Raw genomic sequence first — 17,137 nt, 5'->3', positions numbered from 1 at the left:
ATCCCGCTTTGTCGCCCGCCGGTTTAATGATGTTTTGGCGCGTTAACCCCAAGCCAGTCGAGTATCCCTTGCGCCGCATGACGCCCTTCCGCCATGGCGGTCACCACCAGATCCGCGCCGCGTACCGCATCGCCCCCGGCGAAGATCTGCGGGTTAGTCGTCTGGTAACGGTAACGGCTCTCGACGGAGGCAACGATCCGCCCCCAGTCATCCGTTTCGACACCCTGCGCCTGCAGCCACGGCATCGCGTGCGGGTTAAAACCAAACGCCATGATGACTGCATCCGCGGCCATCACGAACTCACTGCCCGCCACGGGAACCGGTCGCCGCCGTCCCTGCGCATCCGGCTCTCCGAGCTCGGTACGCAGCATCCGGATACCGTTGACCTTTCCGTTCGGATCCAGCGTTAGCTCAACCGGCTGGACGTTAAATTCAAACGCCGCGCCCTCTTCTCTGGCGTTCTTCACCTCTTTCTTCGAGCCCGGCATGTTGGCCTCATCCCGACGATAGGCGCAGGTCACCTTCGCCGCACCGTGGCGTAACGCGGTGCGGACGCAGTCCATGGCGGTATCGCCCCCGCCAAGCACCACCACGTTTAAGCCATGGGTGTCGATGAATGGTTCGCTGGCCGTCGCCTCCAGCCCCATAACATGCCGCGTGTTGCCCACCAGGAAAGGCAGCGCGTCATAGACCCCTGGCGCGTCTTCATGCGGGATACCCGCCTTCATCGAACGATAGGTTCCCACGCCAATAAACAGAGCGTCGTAATCGTGCTTTAACTGCGACATCGATACGTCCTGGCCCACCTCGCAGTTCAGCTCGAAGCGGATCCCCATCGCAGTAAATATCTCTCTGCGCCGCGCGAGCAGCGATTTGTCCAGCTTGAATGCCGGGATGCCAAAGGTCAGCAATCCACCGATTTCCGGATGCCGGTCATAGACCGTCACGCTCACGCCGCTGCGCGCCAGCACGTCGGCGCACGCCAGCCCGGCAGGCCCCGCGCCGACAATCGCGACACGTTTATCTGTCGGCGTGACGGCGGACATATCCGGCCGCCAGCCCATCGCCAGCGCCCGATCGGAGATATAGCGCTCGATGTTACCGATGGTCACGGATCCCGCCTCTTCACGTATTGTGCAGGCCCCTTCGCATAATCGGTCCTGCGGGCAGACGCGGCCGGTAATTTCAGGTAAACAGTTGGTCTGATGAGAAAGCTCGACCGCACCGGCGATATCTCCCGCGTTGAGGCGCTCAATCCACTGTGGGATGTGGTTATGCAGCGGGCAGGTCCATTCGCAAATGCTGTGCTCTCCGCATTTCAGGCAGCGCGACGCCTCGCGGGCGGCCTGCCCGTCCCGGAATGGCAGGTAAATTTCGTTAAAATGGCTTACGCGTTCGGCGGCAGCCAGTTTATCGGGCTCGCCGCGGGGCGCCGTCCCCTGCATCTGCTGCAGTTTGGTGCGCGGAGCATCTTCTCCGACGGCCTCAGCATGCCAGGGCTGCGCCTCCAGGCAGGCCGTGCGCTGTCGGCGTGATTTCGCCAGATTATCAAGGACAGCAGGCGTCGCCAGTGAGAGGACATCTGCCGGGCAATTTTCGATACAGGCCGGGCCGTGTGGCCGCGTCAGACAGAGATCGCATTTATCCGCCGAGGCCTTCACGCTGCCGTTGTCGAGCGGGGTGACGATAATCTCCATCGTGCCAAACGGGCAGGCCACTACGCAGGCCTTACAGCCGATGCATTTTTGTTGATTCACCTGTACGCTGTCATCGCATTTGCTGATGGCACCGTTCGGGCAGCTTTGCGCGCAGGGTGCATTTTCACAATGATGACAGGTCACGGGGCTGCTCTTCTCACCGGATCTCAGGACCGTAATACGGGGATGAAAATGGCGCTCGCTCAGGACATGCTGCTCATCGTTGTGCGCCATCACGCAGGCCACTTCGCAGGCGCGACACCCAATGCACTGCTGGCTGTTAGCCATAATAAAACGATTCATAACCACACCTGTTTTTGGTTCAATAACCTTTCTCTTTATAAGAGTATGGTATTTACGCATCACGGCGCGATCGGGCAATGTTCAAATGCCCGGAATGCCCAATTATTTCCAGTGAACCTGTGGCAGATCAATTTTATTCAGAGAGCCGTTCTGTGACCGTTAAACGACCCGTTTCCGGAAGCCTTGCCTGGGCTTTCTTTTCGATCATTGTCTTATCCGTGCTGACCAGCACCGTCGCGCTGCTGACGCTGGCCAGCAGCCAGCGTGACGCCGAAGCCATCAATATCGCGGGTTCGCTGCGCATGCAGAGCTATCGTCTGGGCTACGAGATGCAGCGCAACAGCCCTTCCCTTGCTGCACATCGCGAGAGCTGGCAACAGACGCTCGGCGCGCCAGCGCTGCAGAAGCTGAACCGCTGGTACGTTCCGGACAATGTTAAAGCACGCTACCAGCAGCTGCACGTGGCCTGGCAGGAGATGAATGCGCACATCGCCCGCGGCGACAGCGCGTGGTATCAACACAATATTGAAGATTTTGTCGGCCGCATTGATGCCTTTGTCCTCGCCCTTCAGCACTATACCGAACATAAAATTCAGACGGTGACCCTGCTTTCCCTGGCAGGCGCTCTCGGGATCCTGCTGCTGACGCTGTTTACCCTGCGACGCATCCGTCGCCAGGTGGTGCTGCCGCTTAACAATCTGGTGGCGGCCAGCGAACGGGTTGAGCGCGGGGAATTTGCAACCCCGGCGCCGGATTCCGCCCTGCCGAATGAGCTGGGCCAGCTCTCCCGCGCCTTCAACCACATGTCCGCCGAATTAGATACGCTCTACCGTTCGCTTGAGGCTTCGGTCGCGGAAAAAACGCGGCACCTGCACGAAGCCCACCAGCAGCTCGACATGCTGTTCAAGTGCTCGCAGGCGCTGAATACCGGCCAGATAGACAGCCACTGTTTCCGGCATATCCTGCAGATTGTCCATGACTATACGCAGATGAATTATCTGGAGCTGCGCACCAGCGACGACTGGCGACTGTGTGAAGGGAAGGAGTCCAGGGGGATCCCTCTACAAAACCTGCCGGTACTGATGCAGGACACCCTTTACGGGGAGCTGCGCTGGCAAAGCGAAACGGACAGCGTCCCCCTTCCGCTGATGAGAAGCGTGGCGACCATGCTCGGGCGCGGGCTGTACTTTAACCAGGCGCAAAAACATTACCAGCAGCTGCTGCTGATGGAAGAGCGCGCCACCATCGCCCGCGAGCTGCACGATTCGCTGGCGCAGGTGCTGTCGTATCTGCGCATTCAGCTTGCGCTGCTCAAACGCGCCGTGCCGGAGGAAAATACTCCGGCGCAGACCATCATCTCCGACTTCTCCCGCGAGCTGAACAACGCCTGGCAGCAACTGCGCGAACTGCTCACTACCTTCCGCCTGACGCTGAACCACGCGAATTTACCCGCGGCTCTACAGGAGTCCCTCGACGTCCTGCAGAGCCAGACGCAGGCTAAGCTGCATCTCGACTGTCGCCTCTCCTCGCTGGCGCTGGACGCGCAAAAGCAGGTGCATCTTTTACAGATCGTGCGTGAGGCCGTGCTGAACGCCATTAAGCACGCGCAGGCCAGCGAAATCGCGGTGAACTGCTTGACGGCAGCGGACGGTACGCACTGCGTCAGCATTCGTGACAACGGGATCGGAATTGGCGAGGCCAGCGAGCCGCCGGGACACTACGGGCTGAACATTATGCGTGAACGCGCGCAACGGCTTGGGGGAACACTACACTTTTCACAGCCGCAAAACGGCGGCACGCTGGTCAGCGTGACGTTCCCGGTGCCCACGCCGTTAACAGGTAAATAACGGTAAAGGGGCAAGCGCAGGGAAAAGCGCATGATAATTTACATTATCTCCTTTATTTCTCCACGTTTGACCTTGCCCTTACCGCTAAAGTTATGCGGGCAATAAACAATAATGACGTGCAGCAAAACGAGGTCACACTTTCATGGCGAATTTCTTCATCGATCGCCCCATTTTTGCCTGGGTGCTTGCCATCCTGTTGTGTCTGACAGGTGTCCTGGCGATTACTTCACTTCCCGTTGAGCAATACCCCGACCTGGCACCGCCTAACGTGCGCGTCACCGCCAACTACCCCGGCGCGTCCGCGCAAACGCTGGAAAATACCGTGACGCAGGTTATCGAGCAGAACATGACGGGTCTGGATAACCTGATGTACATGTCCTCACAAAGCAGCGCCACGGGACAGGCGACGGTGACCCTGAGCTTTAAGGCGGGCACCGACCCGGACGAAGCGGTGCAGCAGGTCCAAAACCAGCTGCAGTCGGCCATGCGCAAGCTGCCCCAGGCGGTGCAGAACCAGGGCGTGACCGTGCGTAAAACCGGTGATACCAACATTTTGACCATCGCGTTTGTCTCGACAGATGGCTCGATGGATAAACAGGACATCGCGGACTACGTCGCCAGTAATATTCAGGATCCCATCAGTCGTATCAACGGCGTCGGGGATATCGACGCCTACGGCTCACAATACTCCATGCGTATCTGGCTCGATCCCAACAAGCTAAACAGCTACCAGATGACGGCAACCGACGTGACGGATGCCATTAAAGCCCAGAACGCGCAGATTGCCGTGGGGCAACTGGGGGGAACGCCTTCCGTTGATAAGCAAGCCCTGAACGCCACCATCAATTCGCAATCCCTGCTGCAGACGCCGGACCAGTTCCGCAACATCACCCTGCGCGTGAATCAGGACGGGTCGGAAGTGCGTCTGGGCGATGTCGCCACGGTGGAAATGGGGGCGGAGAAATACGACTACCTGAGCCGCTTTAACGGCAATCAGGCCTCCGGCCTGGGGATTAAACTGGCCTCCGGCGCGAACGAAATGGCGACGGCGAAACTGGTGTTAGATCGTCTGGACGAGCTGTCGCAGTATTTCCCGCACGGGCTGGAGTATAAAGTCGCCTATGAAACCACCTCCTTCGTTAAAGCGTCGATTGAGGACGTGGTGAAGACCCTGCTGGAAGCCATCGCGCTGGTGTTCCTGGTCATGTACCTGTTCCTGCAAAACTTCCGCGCGACGCTGATCCCCACCATTGCCGTCCCGGTGGTGCTGCTGGGGACCTTTGCGGTGCTGTACGCGTTCGGGTACAGCATTAATACCCTGACGATGTTTGCCATGGTGCTGGCGATTGGCCTTCTGGTGGATGATGCCATCGTGGTGGTTGAAAACGTCGAGCGCATCATGAGCGAAGAAGGACTCACTCCGCGCCAGGCGACGCGCAAATCCATGGGGCAAATTCAGGGGGCGTTAGTCGGTATTGCGATGGTGCTGTCGGCCGTCTTTATCCCGATGGCCTTCTTTGGCGGCACTACCGGGGCGATTTACCGTCAGTTCTCGATCACCATCGTCTCGGCGATGGTGCTCTCCGTGCTGGTGGCGCTGATCCTCACCCCCGCGCTGTGCGCCACCATTCTGAAACCGCTGCACAAAGGGGAGCATCACGGTCAGAAAGGCTTCTTCGGCTGGTTTAACCGGATGTTCAACCGCAACGCCGCGCGGTATGAATCTGCCGTCGGTCACGTACTGCACCGCAGCCTGCGCTGGATGATGATTTACGTTGTGCTGCTGGGCGGCATGGTCTGGCTGTTCCTGCACCTGCCCACCTCGTTCCTGCCGATGGAAGACCGGGGAATGTTCACCACCTCGGTGCAGCTTCCGAGCGGCGCAACGCAGCAGCAGACGCTGAAAGTGGTCCAGAAAGTGGAACAGTACTTCTTCACCAAAGAGAAAGATAACGTGGTGTCGGTCTTCTCTACCGTCGGCTCCGGTCCGGGCGGGAACGGGCAGAACGTCGCCCGCATGTTCGTCCGCCTGAAGGACTGGGACGAGCGCGATACCAGAACGGGAACGTCATTTGCCATCATTGAACGTGCGACCAAAGCCTTTGCGCACATCAAAGAGGCGCGCGTCTTTGCCAGCAGTCCACCGGCGATAAGCGGGCTGGGCAGTTCCGCCGGGTTTGATATGGAGCTGCAGGATCACGCCGGGGCGGGCCACACGGCGCTGATGGCGGCACGCGATAAGCTGCTAGCGCTGGCGGGCAACGATCCGGGCCTGACCCGCGTTCGCCATAACGGTCTTGATGATAGTCCGCAGCTCCAGGTGGATATCGATCAGCGTAAGGCACAGGCGCTGGGCGTCTCGATCAACGATATCAATGACACCCTGCAGACGGCGTGGGGCTCGAGCTATGTGAATGACTTTATGGACCGCGGCCGCGTGAAAAAAGTGTATGTCCAGTCCGCCGCGCCGTTCCGCATGCTGCCGGATGATATCAACCGCTGGTTTGTCAGAAATAATGCTGGCGGCATGGTGCCGTTCTCCGCCTTTGCTAATTCGCACTGGGAGAGCGGCTCGCCGCGCCTGGAGCGCTATAACGGCTATTCTGCGGTTGAAATCGTCGGGGAAGCCGCGCCGGGCGTCAGTACCGGTACTGCCATGGACACCATGGAAAAACTGGTGCAGCAGCTGCCCGCCGGTTTTGGTCTCGAGTGGACGGCCATGTCTTACCAGGAGCGTCTCTCCGGGGCGCAGGCCCCTGCGCTTTACGCGCTCTCTCTGCTGGTGGTCTTCCTCTGCCTTGCCGCACTGTATGAGAGCTGGTCGGTCCCGTTCTCGGTCATGCTGGTGGTGCCCCTTGGCGTCATCGGTGCGCTGCTGGCGACCTGGATGCGCGGCCTGGAGAACGATGTCTACTTCCAGGTGGGCCTGCTCACCGTCATTGGGCTGTCGGCGAAAAACGCCATTCTGATCGTTGAGTTTGCCAACGAGATGAATGCCAAAGGCCACGAGCTGATGGCCGCTACGCTGCACGCCTGCCGTCAGCGCCTGCGTCCGATCCTGATGACGTCGCTGGCGTTTGTCTTTGGTGTTCTGCCAATGGCAACCAGCACGGGCGCGGGCTCCAGCAGCCAGCATGCGGTCGGGACCGGGGTGATGGGCGGCATGATTTCGGCCACCATTCTGGCCATTTACTTCGTTCCGCTGTTCTTTGTGCTGGTGCGTCGCCGCTTCCCGCTGAAGGAACGTCCTGAGTAAGTGGTTGAAATAAAAAAAGGCGGCTTTATCGGCCGCCTTTTTATTGTGTGATTAATTCACACTATGGTTATTTTACTTATTTTAGTGCTCTTGCAATTCTTACTGAATGTCATTTACGAAGCATGCCTTCGATAAAATCTTTCCAGTTCCCCAGTTCACGTTCAATCATAACAACCTCTCTTATTATTATGCGCATTCTACAAAAACGTACCATCATTGTGAAGACTATTTAACCAATTGCTGTGATTGTACCCCACGTCCTGCGGGGATTTATGATAAATATGAACGGAGAGCCCTCAATTTTTTGTGACGGCCAGCAATATTTTGAAATAACCCTACGGACGGGTGAGTTTTATTTTATTGGCTGACTTTATTGGGTTTTTAAAGTTTATGGACATCTATGCTTAAATGATGAAAGAATATTCAGCGTACAGTTGTGAGTCGAATTAAGAAGACACATTAATCCAGACGATTCCTGAATGTGTTATATTCCACTTAAGGATATATCTTCGAATTTACTGAACATTTAATTATCAGAACATCAAAAGGATTCACCATGGTTGTGATGTACGGCATTAAAAATTGCGACACCATCAAAAAAGCCCGCCGCTGGCTGGAAGCAAACGGCGTGGAGTACCGCTTCCACGATTACCGTGCCGATGGGCTCGATGCAGAATTTCTGCATAGCGCTATTCGCGAACTGGGCTGGGAAGCCCTGCTGAATACCCGCGGTACCACCTGGCGTAAACTGGACGACTCTCTGCGCGCCAGCATCAAAGATGCCGACAGCGCGGCAAAACTGATGCTCGAGATGCCGGCAATTATCAAACGCCCATTGCTCTGCGCGCCAGGGCAGCCTATGCTGCTGGGTTTCAGTGAAACCCTTTATTCCGACTTTTTTCGTTGAGGTGTAGTTTATGTCATGCCCGGTCATTGAGCTGACTCAGCAGCTTATTCGCCGTCCTTCCCTTAGCCCGGACGACGCAGGTTGTCAGGCTCTTATGATTGAACGCCTGCGTGCCATCGGTTTTACCGTTGAACGCATGGATTTTGGCGATACCCAGAACTTCTGGGCGTGGCGCGGACAGGGCGAAACGCTGGCCTTTGCCGGGCATACTGACGTCGTTCCCGCCGGTGACGCGGATCGCTGGATTAACCCGCCGTTTGAGCCAACCATTCGCGATGGCATGCTGTTTGGTCGCGGCGCGGCAGACATGAAAGGCTCTCTGGCGGCGATGGTCGTGGCGGCAGAACGCTTTGTGGCGCAGCATCCGAACCACAAAAACCGTCTCGCGTTTTTGATAACCTCCGACGAAGAAGCCAGCGCGCATAACGGTACCGTAAAGGTCGTTGAAGCGCTGATGGCGCGCAACGAGCGTCTGGACTACTGCCTGGTCGGTGAGCCGTCCAGCACCGAAGTGGTGGGTGATGTCGTCAAAAACGGGCGCCGTGGCTCGCTGACCTGTAACCTGACCATTCACGGCGTTCAGGGGCACGTTGCGTATCCGCATCTGGCCGATAACCCGGTACATCGCGCTGCGCCGATGCTGAACGAGCTGGTGGGCATCGAGTGGGATAAAGGCAACGAATTCTTCCCACCAACCAGCATGCAGATTGCGAACGTCAAGGCCGGGACCGGCAGCAACAACGTGATCCCGGGTGATTACTTCGTCCAGTTTAACTTCCGCTTCAGCACCGAACTGACCGATGAGATGATCAAGGCGCGCGTTGTCGCCCTGCTGGAAAAATATCAGCTGCGCTACACCGTGGAGTGGTGGCTTTCCGGCCAGCCGTTCCTGACGCAGCGCGGTAAGCTGGTGGATGCGGTGGTGAACGCCATCGAGCACTATAATGAAATTAAGCCACAGCTGCTGACAACGGGTGGCACTTCAGACGGACGCTTTATCGCCCGTATGGGCGCCCAGGTTGTCGAACTGGGGCCAGTAAACGCAACCATTCATAAAATAAATGAGTGTGTCAATGCGGCAGATTTGCAACTGCTGGCCCGTATGTATCAACGTATTATGGAGCAAATCGTCGCCTGACGAACGCTCTGAGAGGAATAGCGAATGGATTGGCTTTCAAAGTACTGGTGGATTCTGGTGTTGGTTTTTCTGGTTGGCGTATTGCTGAACGTGATTAAAGACCTTAAGCGCGTGGACCATAAAAAATTTCTCGCCAACAAACCGGATCTTCCCCCGCACCGTGATTTCAACGACAAGTGGGACGATGACGACGACTGGCCGAAGAAAGACCAGAAGAAGTAATCGGTCTGTATCCCCTCTCCTGTGGAGAGGGGATAACCTCACATAAACTCAACAATATCATCATTATCCGGCTTACCGCCGCTGAGCGCTTCATCAAAGTAGTGCTTCGGTACGGTATAGCGCAAACGATCGAGCGCGAACTGCATGCTGCGGTCGTCTATGGCGTGGCCCAGATCGTCAACGATATCCAGCGTCACATCCCCACCTTCGCGAATCAACGCTTCCTGGGCAGCAACCGCATGCGAGAGCTCGATCACCCGGTCTTCACCGCCGTGGATTAAGTGGATCGTGGTCTGCGTGGTTGCGCTTGTCGGTAACGTCGCAAAACGGCCGTTAAACGCGATTACCCGTGAAACCAGACCCGGCTGCGCCTTAACGCTTTCCAGCGACATGATTGACCCCTGTGAGAAGCCAATCAACGCGGTCGCGTCGGCACCCACGCCGCTCTGCTGTTGCCAGTAGCGGACGATATCGATAAAGGTCGGCATGATGGCATCAATGCGCGCCTGACGGTTCTCTTCCGTCACGCCCTGAACCGAGAACCACTGGCGTCCGTTCGGACCGCATGGCTCTACGCCACCGATGCTGACAATCAGCGCTTCGGGGAAAACGGGCGCAAACCAGCTGCCAATCTGACCCATATTGACGGCATTATCGCCAACACCATGAAACAGAAGCAGTAACTGTTTAGCCGGTTTGTCAGGGCTTTGAACAACAAAATGGTCGTGTTTCATGGTGGTCTCCTTAATAGATGACCTGGATTCTACGCCTCCCGGCGGGAATGACCATGCCACTTTACTGAAGAAGTCATTGAAAAAATTGCCATTGCAAAATCGCTTCCTTCAACCGCTGGCTGCGCGGATAATCAAGGCTTTCAAGCGCTTGCGCGCTTTCACTGCGCAGCTTTGCCAGCAACGCTTTTCGCCCGACCTTATCCGCTTTTCCTGCCATTTTCCCCCGTAGGGCCGGAAGCGGCATATCAACGGTGAGCAACAACCGCGTCAGCGCGGCAACCGAGGTTGAAAACGCCCGATGGGCGAACGCAAACCCCGCCAGCTCCAGCCAGTCGTCACTATTAAGGGTAGCTTCCCAGCCGTCTTCCACCGGGATCTTTTCACCGTTCCGGGCCGACAGGACGCGCATATCCCGGCACAAACGCTGATGTTCCTGCGCGCACAGCCGATGCCCGGCTTCGCTCAGCGGCAGCAGCGCCATCGCCGTGTAGCAGCCGCTGCTGGCTTCCCGATGGCTTCCCATCCGCACCAGCACAAACCCACATTGATGCCAGAAATGCCACAGCTCGTCGGTATAACCAAAACTCACCGACAGATAGTCTTCCCCGCTGGCGCTACGGATAAGCCGTTGCCCGATGCCTTCCCGCTGGCGCAGGGGGTGAACCGCAATGCGGCTAACCCGTCGCCCTTTCAGCGTCGCCGCGAGTGGCGATCTGCCGTGCGCCGCCAGCGACTGCGCCACGAGATTCCCGCGTGGACGCCGGTATCCCGCCCACACGGCGCGGCTAAGCTCAGGGGACAGCCCGCCCTCTTCCACCAGCCAGAGCGCGCCTGCAATCTCTGCCTCCGTTCCGGCAACAGCAAAGTGCTGGCCGGGCGCGTCCATCATCCGGCGTAAATCGAGCGGTGAAGTACGGTAGTGTGCAGCACACAGCAGTTCATAAACGCTTGCCACGCGTGCCGGGTCACTCTCCCACGTCCGCGCTTTCAGCGGCTTTATACGCACATCGCCTTCCGGTTTGCGATCGATAAGCGCATCATCAAATAACAGTGCATTCGCCACGAATCGCTCAAGCGGGCATCCGGCAGCCCAGCGAATGGGGGTCGATAAGGCATAATGCCGCAATCCGCTAAAACGGGCGCAGAACTTCAGCAGGAATCCCCTGCCCGTCCCCTCATAGCCCTGGACCGTGGTGGTTAACACTACGCGCGGAAAACGCGTCACCAGCTTCTCCAGCAGCGGACCAGGGATCGCAGCCGCTTCATCGACAATCAGCCAGTCAGCCTGGCGTGAAGAGGCCAACAGCGCGTCCGGAGCCATAAAGTGGAAATGCTCGCCCGCAAAGCGCGCAATGACATCCGTTGCCCCTTTAGCCGGTGCCGTGACCAACGCACTCCCCTGAATGCGACTGAGCAGCATCCCCGCCAGCGCTGACTTTCCGCGTCCGCGCGGTGCCGTTACCGCGGCAATGCCCGCAGGCATGGTCAGAAGCACGTCGAGGATCTCCGCCTGCTCGCGCTGCGGTGCGCCGCTGGCAGGCTGCCAGGCGGGTAAATCCGGCGCAACGGGAACGGACAAGGGACGATACTGATGCCAGACAATCGCATCCGAATCGGCGGCAAGCGTCCGGCAGAAGTGGTGCACAAAGTGTGGAGTGGCGATCGGCTCCGCGCTGTCGCTCCAGCGCAACGAATCGCTGTCAGGCCTGTCGGCCCAGTCAGCAAGCGGCGGAACTCGCAGCACCAGAAGGCTTCCGGCGTTCAGCGTTCCGCTCAGGGCGGCAAAAGCGGCGACATCAAACCCGGTGCTGGCGTCAAAAACGGCATGCCGGAACTCGCGTCCCAGCAGGCCGCTGATGGCTTTTGAAGGATGTTCGTCAAGCCTTACCCAGTCTCCGGGCAAGGCGTCACGCAGGGCAACCGCCTGGCTTAACGTCCACTGCGCCTCACCGCTGAGCACCACCAGCCGACGATGGCCGGTGCGCTCAAGCTCGCGTATCAGCTGATCAAACGCCAGCATTACATCGCTTTGCCGAAGGTATTACACTGCGCCGGGTCGCCGCTGTCGAAACCGCGTTTAAACCAGCTGTAGCGCTGCTGTGAGGTACCGTGAGTGAAGCTGTCCGGTACGACGCGCCCCTGGCTCTGCTGCTGAAGACGGTCGTCACCGATCGCCTGAGCGGCATTCAGCGCCTCCTCAAGATCGCCGGATTCCAGCACGCCCTGCTGCTGCATGCTGTGACCCCAGACGCCCGCGAAGCAGTCCGCCTGCAGCTCCATTTTGACGGACAGGCGGTTCACTTCAGCCTGCGACGCATTTTGCTGCAGCTGGCGTACCTTTGGCTCAATCCCCAGCAGCTTTTGCACGTGATGGCCAACCTCATGCGCGATCACGTAGCCCTGGGCAAAATCACCGTCGGCGCCAAGCTTGCGTTTCATATCATCGTAAAAAGAGAGATCGATATAGACGGTACCGTCTGCCGGGCAGTAGAACGGCCCCATCACGGATTGTCCGGTGCCGCATCCGGTGCGGGTTGCCCCCCGGTACATCACCAGCTTCGGCTGCTGGTAGGTACGCCCCATTTTCTCAAACAGCTGACTCCAGGTGTCTTCTGTTGTGGCGAGAATAACGGAGGTAAATTTGGCCGCTTCATCTTCATTCGGGCTGATGGAGCGCTGAGAATGCTGCTGCTGTTGCAGCGGCTGACCGGTCATCAACCCGGTGAGGTCAACGCCGTAGTAACCCGCGACTAACACCACAATCAGCAGGATGATGCCGCCCTTGCCGCTGGGTAACCGGAAGCCGGGCCCCCCCATTGAAGGACCGCCGCCACCATCACTGCGTCTGTCTTCTACATTGTCACTTTCACGACGCCCTTGCCAGCGCATAACCACCTCGAACTATTCCATTTATAATAGCTATGATCGTAGGCGGTTAACGGCAAGATTACCATAGGAAACAAAGGTAAGACGCCAAAGGATGCGAACATCCTTTGGCAGGTGAGGGAGTTAGTCGAGCTTAACGCCTAAACGGTGAGCAACCGCTTCGTACGCTTCAATCAGGCCACCCAGGCTCTGACGGAAACGGTCTTTGTCCATTTTATCCAGGGTTTCTTTGTCCCACAGGCGGCTACCGTCTGGAGAGAACTCATCGCCCAGCACCACTTCGCCTTTGAACAGACCAAACTCCAGCTTGAAGTCGACGAGGATCAGGCCCGCGTCATCAAACAGTTTTTTCAGCACGTCGTTGGCCTTATAGGTCAGCTCCTGCATACGCGCCAGGTTCTCTTTGCTCACCCAGCCGAAGGTTTCGCAGTAGGATTCGTTGACCATCGGGTCGTGCATGGCGTCGTTTTTCAGGAACAGGTCGAACAGAGGTGGGTTCAGCTCGATACCTTCTTCAATGCCGAGACGCTTCACCAGGGAGCCCGCCGCACGGTTACGAATAACGCACTCAACCGGAACCATATCCAGTTTCTTCACCAGACATTCCGTATCGGACAGCAACGCTTCCATCTGGGTCGGGATACCCGCTTCGGCCAGTTTGGTCATAATGAAGTGGTTGAACTTGTTGTTCACCATGCCTTTACGATCGAACTGCTCAATGCGTGCGCCATCCCCTGCTGACGTATCATTGCGGAACTCGAGCACCAACAGATCCGGGTTTTCCGTGCTGTATACGGTCTTCGCTTTGCCACGATACAACTCAGCTTGCTTCTGCATCTTCATTACTCCTGGTGTGATGATTTGTGTTCAAAACTGGGCATATTATGCCACGCACACGTTTGCGTGGCACGAAAATAAAAAGGGCTGGATTCACCAGCCCTCGTATTTATTTGCTGAATGCTGCCTGGAAGACAGCGACCAGCGCATCGTTCTGCGACTGGGTCAGCGTGTGACCTTTTGGATCGATAAACTGCAGGCTACTGCGGTTATCAAGGTCACCGACCTGAATTTTGTAGTCACCGGAGGCAAGCTGAGGATCTTTCGCGCCCAGTTCCTGCCATGCGCTGTCGGATAGCGGCTTATAGGTTGCCGTCATGCTACCGGTTGAGCGGGTGCTGTCGGTCACTTTCATGCCCACTTTTTCCAGCGTCGCTGGCAAACGCTGCCAGGTCTGGTTAAACGGTGCACGAACCACCAGCATTGGCAGGCCGGTATCATCCGCACCGCTTTGCACATCGAAGGTCACACCGTTGCGGCTCTGCGCGGCGTTGGCGGCATCGGTCGCGGTTTTATCCAAACCCGCGGCAATCACGTTCAGCATTTCGGTGCTGTAACGCTGCAGGGACGCGGCATCCGCAACCGGTTTACCCGCCTGCTCCAGGTTCAACAGCTTAACGTTAACCGCCTGCTGGTAACCCTGTGGTTTTACGGAGACTTGATAACGACCGCGGTACTGCTGGTCTTCATCCAGACGGTTCCACTCGATCCAGTCGGTGGTTAACGTCTGGCTGGCGTCATCGCGTTTATCGATGGTGTAGTTCTTCGACTGAATGACGCTGACAACCTGCGGCCACAGCGTGCTACCGCGCGCGCTCTCAACCATCAGAGACGCCGTATCACCGGTGAACTGGGTACGCGCCCCGTTAACCAGCGCCAGAGGCTGTGCTGGCGGACGAATATCAAGCGCCTTACCGACCTGGCCGCTGCCGTTAGTCACGGGAATATTATAATCGCCGTTCTGAATCGGCAGGATCATACCAGCCGGTGCGTGAAGTTCAGCAAGCGGGGTCGCATCCAGATAGGATTCATCACCGCTCACCTGGCGCTTGTAGCGCGAGTCTGAACTACAGGCAGCGAGCAGCATAACAAGCGAAACACTCGCAACCTTCGCCAGGCGCGACTTCTGTACTGAATAAGCCATCAAATCTCCCTAAACTCTACAGCAAACCGGCATGCTTCAGCGCCGCCCTGACGATGTCACGACCGTGGTCGGTAATCGGTGTCATTGGCAGACGCAGCGTATCGGTTGCTACAAGCCCCAACTCCTTACATGCCCATTTCACTGGGATCGGATTGGGTTCGACAAATAATTTATTGTGCAGCGGCATCAGACGCTGATTAATGACACGGGCTTCATCAAAGTGACCGGCTGCGGCCAGTTTGCACATTTCAGCCATATCGCGCGCCGCAACGTTTGCCGTTACGGAAATCACGCCATGGCCACCGAGCTGCATAAAGTCCAGCGCGGTCGCATCATCACCACTCAACAGGATAAAGTCGTCTGAAACCAGCTCTTTGATCTGATGAACGCGGCTTAAGTTCCCTGTCGCCTCTTTAATACCGATAATATTTTTTACTTCCGAGAGACGACCAACGGTTTCCGGCAGCATATCGCAACCGGTACGGGACGGCACATTATACAGAATTTGTGGCAAGTCAGTATGTTCAGCGATGGCTTTGAAGTGCTGGAACAAACCTTCCTGAGTAGGACGGTTGTAATAAGGGGTCACCGTCAGACAGCCAACGATGCCGCTGTCGTTAAAACGTTTGGTCAGGCTGATAGCTTCTGCGGTTGCATTAGCCCCTGTCCCCGCGATGACCGGAATACGTCCGTCAGCCAGTTCCAGGGTCAGCATCACTACATCGCCGTGCTCGTCGTGGCTCAGCGTTGCGGATTCACCGGTAGTCCCTACCGAAACGATCGCCGAGGTTCCATTGGCGACATGGTAATCAATGAGCTTCTTCATGCTTGACCGGCAGACATTACCTTTTTCATCCATCGGTGTAACAAGCGCGACAATACTTCCCGTGAACATGAGCCATCCTCTGTGCGAACAAGAGCCTCAATGTTACGTTTGGAACTGTAATAAAAGCAAGCGACCTGAGGCTCTCAGGCGGTTGTATGCATGTTTTTTTTATGCTTTCCTTAGGAAGACTTAACCATGCAAAGGAAGAACAGGTTTGACAACCTCATCACAACATTACCTGGTTATCACTGCGCTGGGTGCCGACAGGCCGGGTATCGTGAACACCATCACCCGCCACGTAAGCAGCTGCGGCTGTAATATCGAAGACAGCCGTCTGGCCATGCTTGGCGAAGAGTTCACATTTATTATGTTGCTTTCCGGGACATGGAACGCCATTACGTTGATTGAATCGACCCTGCCGCTGAAAGGCGCCGAGCTGGATTTGCTGATTGTCATGAAGCGCACCACGGCGCGACCGCGTCCGGCTATGCCTTCTACCGTCTGGGTGCAGGTTGAAGTGCCTGATTCTCCCCATCTGATAGAGCGCTTCACCGCGCTGTTTGACAGCCATCAGATGAACATTGCCGAGCTCGTTTCCCGCACACAGCCGGGCGACGCAAGTACGGTTCCCACGCTCTTTATTCAAATTACCGCGCACAGTCCTGCATCACAGGATGCGTCAAATATCGAGCAAGCGTTCAAAGCCCTCTGTACAGAATTAAACGCGCAGGGCAGTATAAGCGTCGTCAATTATTCGCAGCACGAACAGGATGGAGTTGAGTAATGAACCCACTGAAAGCCGGTGACATCGCACCGAAATTTAGCTTACCGGATCAAGACGGCGAGCAAGTAAATTTGACCGACTTCCAGGGACAGCGTGTTCTGGTCTATTTCTACCCGAAAGCCATGACCCCCGGCTGCACCGTACAGGCCTGCGGCTTACGCGACAACATGGACGAGTTGAAAAAAGTCGGCGTGGAAGTGCTGGGTATCAGCACGGATAAACCAGAAAAGCTGTCACGATTTGCTGAAAAAGAGCTGCTGAACTTCACGCTGCTTTCTGATGAAGACCATCAGGTGTGCGAGCAGTTCGGCGTCTGGGGCGAGAAGACGTTTATGGGTAAAACCTACGACGGTATTCACCGCATCAGCTTCCTGATTGACGCTGACGGAAAAGTTGAACACGTGTTTGACGACTTCAAAACCAGCAACCACCACGACGTGGTGTTGAACTGGCTGAAAGAAAGCGCCTGATAAACAGCAAAACGGCAACCCAGGTTGCCGTTTTTCGTGTTTTCCCCCTCTCCCCGCGGGAGAGGGTCGGGGTGAGGGCATCAGGC

General features: G+C 56.9%; 15 protein-coding genes. 7 read left to right on the top strand and 8 right to left on the bottom strand.

Features of this window, described 5'->3' with window-relative positions:
• Window positions 1-23 precede the first annotated feature (23 nt).
• A complete protein-coding gene (aegA, locus tag DOU50_RS17370) occupies window positions 24-2,000 on the bottom strand; it encodes a formate-dependent uric acid utilization protein AegA (protein WP_148769814.1) in 1,977 nt (658 codons plus the stop codon).
• Between the two features lie 152 nt (window positions 2,001-2,152).
• Here aegA and narQ point away from each other — a divergent pair, with 152 nt between their 5' ends.
• Together narQ and acrD are read left to right on the top strand one after the other, a co-directional pair.
• Complete coding sequence (gene narQ, locus DOU50_RS17365; protein WP_148769813.1) at window positions 2,153-3,847, top strand: nitrate/nitrite two-component system sensor histidine kinase NarQ; 1,695 nt, start codon at window positions 2,153-2,155, stop codon at window positions 3,845-3,847.
• 142 nt (window positions 3,848-3,989) lie between these two features.
• Window positions 3,990-7,103: a multidrug efflux RND transporter permease AcrD gene (acrD, locus tag DOU50_RS17360; protein ID WP_061714666.1), complete on the top strand. Its 3,114-nt coding sequence runs from the start codon at window positions 3,990-3,992 to the stop codon at window positions 7,101-7,103.
• 109 nt (window positions 7,104-7,212) lie between these two features.
• Here acrD and ypfM read toward each other — a convergent pair whose 3' ends face one another.
• Window positions 7,213-7,272 (bottom strand): protein YpfM, encoded by a 60-nt coding sequence (ypfM, locus tag DOU50_RS17355; RefSeq protein ID WP_015572204.1) that lies wholly within the window; start codon window positions 7,270-7,272, stop codon window positions 7,213-7,215.
• A gap of 387 nt (window positions 7,273-7,659) precedes the next feature.
• Here ypfM and DOU50_RS17350 point away from each other — a divergent pair, with 387 nt between their 5' ends.
• Genes DOU50_RS17350 through DOU50_RS17340 form a run of 3 tightly spaced genes read left to right on the top strand, consistent with a single transcriptional unit; the run spans window position 7,660 to window position 9,370 of the window.
• Window positions 7,660-8,010 (top strand): ArsC family reductase, encoded by a 351-nt coding sequence (locus DOU50_RS17350; protein WP_090420121.1) that lies wholly within the window; start codon window positions 7,660-7,662, stop codon window positions 8,008-8,010.
• A gap of 10 nt (window positions 8,011-8,020) precedes the next feature.
• A complete protein-coding gene (dapE, locus tag DOU50_RS17345) occupies window positions 8,021-9,148 on the top strand; it encodes a succinyl-diaminopimelate desuccinylase (protein WP_148769812.1) in 1,128 nt (375 codons plus the stop codon).
• Window positions 9,149-9,172: 24 nt separating this feature from the next.
• Window positions 9,173-9,370 carry a YpfN family protein gene (locus tag DOU50_RS17340; RefSeq protein WP_014171111.1) on the top strand — a complete coding sequence of 66 codons (198 nt, stop codon included), beginning with the start codon at window positions 9,173-9,175 and terminating at the stop codon, window positions 9,368-9,370.
• A gap of 38 nt (window positions 9,371-9,408) precedes the next feature.
• On the opposite strand, the gene ypfH is transcribed toward DOU50_RS17340, so the two are convergent.
• The 6 genes from ypfH to dapA form a co-directional block, all read right to left on the bottom strand.
• On the bottom strand, window positions 9,409-10,104 hold the full coding sequence (gene ypfH / locus DOU50_RS17335; RefSeq protein WP_048991268.1) for an esterase: 696 nt from the start codon (window positions 10,102-10,104) through the stop codon (window positions 9,409-9,411).
• Between the two features lie 73 nt (window positions 10,105-10,177).
• Complete coding sequence (locus DOU50_RS17330; protein ID WP_148769811.1) at window positions 10,178-12,124, bottom strand: tRNA(Met) cytidine acetyltransferase TmcA; 1,947 nt, start codon at window positions 12,122-12,124, stop codon at window positions 10,178-10,180.
• Window positions 12,124-12,993, bottom strand: a complete 870-nt coding sequence (locus DOU50_RS17325; RefSeq protein ID WP_023308754.1) for a neutral zinc metallopeptidase — start codon at window positions 12,991-12,993, stop codon at window positions 12,124-12,126. Before DOU50_RS17325 ends, DOU50_RS17330 begins: the two co-directional genes overlap by 1 nt.
• A 120-nt stretch (window positions 12,994-13,113) precedes the next feature.
• Window positions 13,114-13,827, bottom strand: a complete 714-nt coding sequence (gene purC, locus DOU50_RS17320) for a phosphoribosylaminoimidazolesuccinocarboxamide synthase (RefSeq protein WP_023332985.1) — start codon at window positions 13,825-13,827, stop codon at window positions 13,114-13,116.
• Window positions 13,828-13,936: 109 nt separating this feature from the next.
• On the bottom strand, window positions 13,937-14,971 hold the full coding sequence (gene bamC / locus DOU50_RS17315; protein ID WP_024907567.1) for an outer membrane protein assembly factor BamC: 1,035 nt from the start codon (window positions 14,969-14,971) through the stop codon (window positions 13,937-13,939).
• 16 nt (window positions 14,972-14,987) lie between these two features.
• Window positions 14,988-15,866 (bottom strand): 4-hydroxy-tetrahydrodipicolinate synthase, encoded by an 879-nt coding sequence (gene dapA / locus DOU50_RS17310; protein WP_008501633.1) that lies wholly within the window; start codon window positions 15,864-15,866, stop codon window positions 14,988-14,990.
• Window positions 15,867-16,011: 145 nt separating this feature from the next.
• Here dapA and DOU50_RS17305 point away from each other — a divergent pair, with 145 nt between their 5' ends.
• Together DOU50_RS17305 and bcp are read left to right on the top strand one after the other, a co-directional pair.
• Window positions 16,012-16,581 carry a glycine cleavage system transcriptional repressor gene (locus DOU50_RS17305; RefSeq protein ID WP_023325845.1) on the top strand — a complete coding sequence of 190 codons (570 nt, stop codon included), beginning with the start codon at window positions 16,012-16,014 and terminating at the stop codon, window positions 16,579-16,581.
• A complete protein-coding gene (gene bcp / locus DOU50_RS17300) occupies window positions 16,581-17,051 on the top strand; it encodes a thioredoxin-dependent thiol peroxidase (RefSeq protein ID WP_008501635.1) in 471 nt (156 codons plus the stop codon). The genes DOU50_RS17305 and bcp overlap by 1 nt, the downstream gene beginning before the upstream one ends.
• Window positions 17,052-17,137: the final 86 nt, after the last annotated feature.

This window comes from Enterobacter sp. C6 (assembly GCF_008122455.1).
GTDB classification, from domain to species: domain Bacteria; phylum Pseudomonadota; class Gammaproteobacteria; order Enterobacterales; family Enterobacteriaceae; genus Enterobacter; species Enterobacter pseudoroggenkampii.
This window is presented reverse-complemented; position numbering and strand designations above follow the sequence as displayed.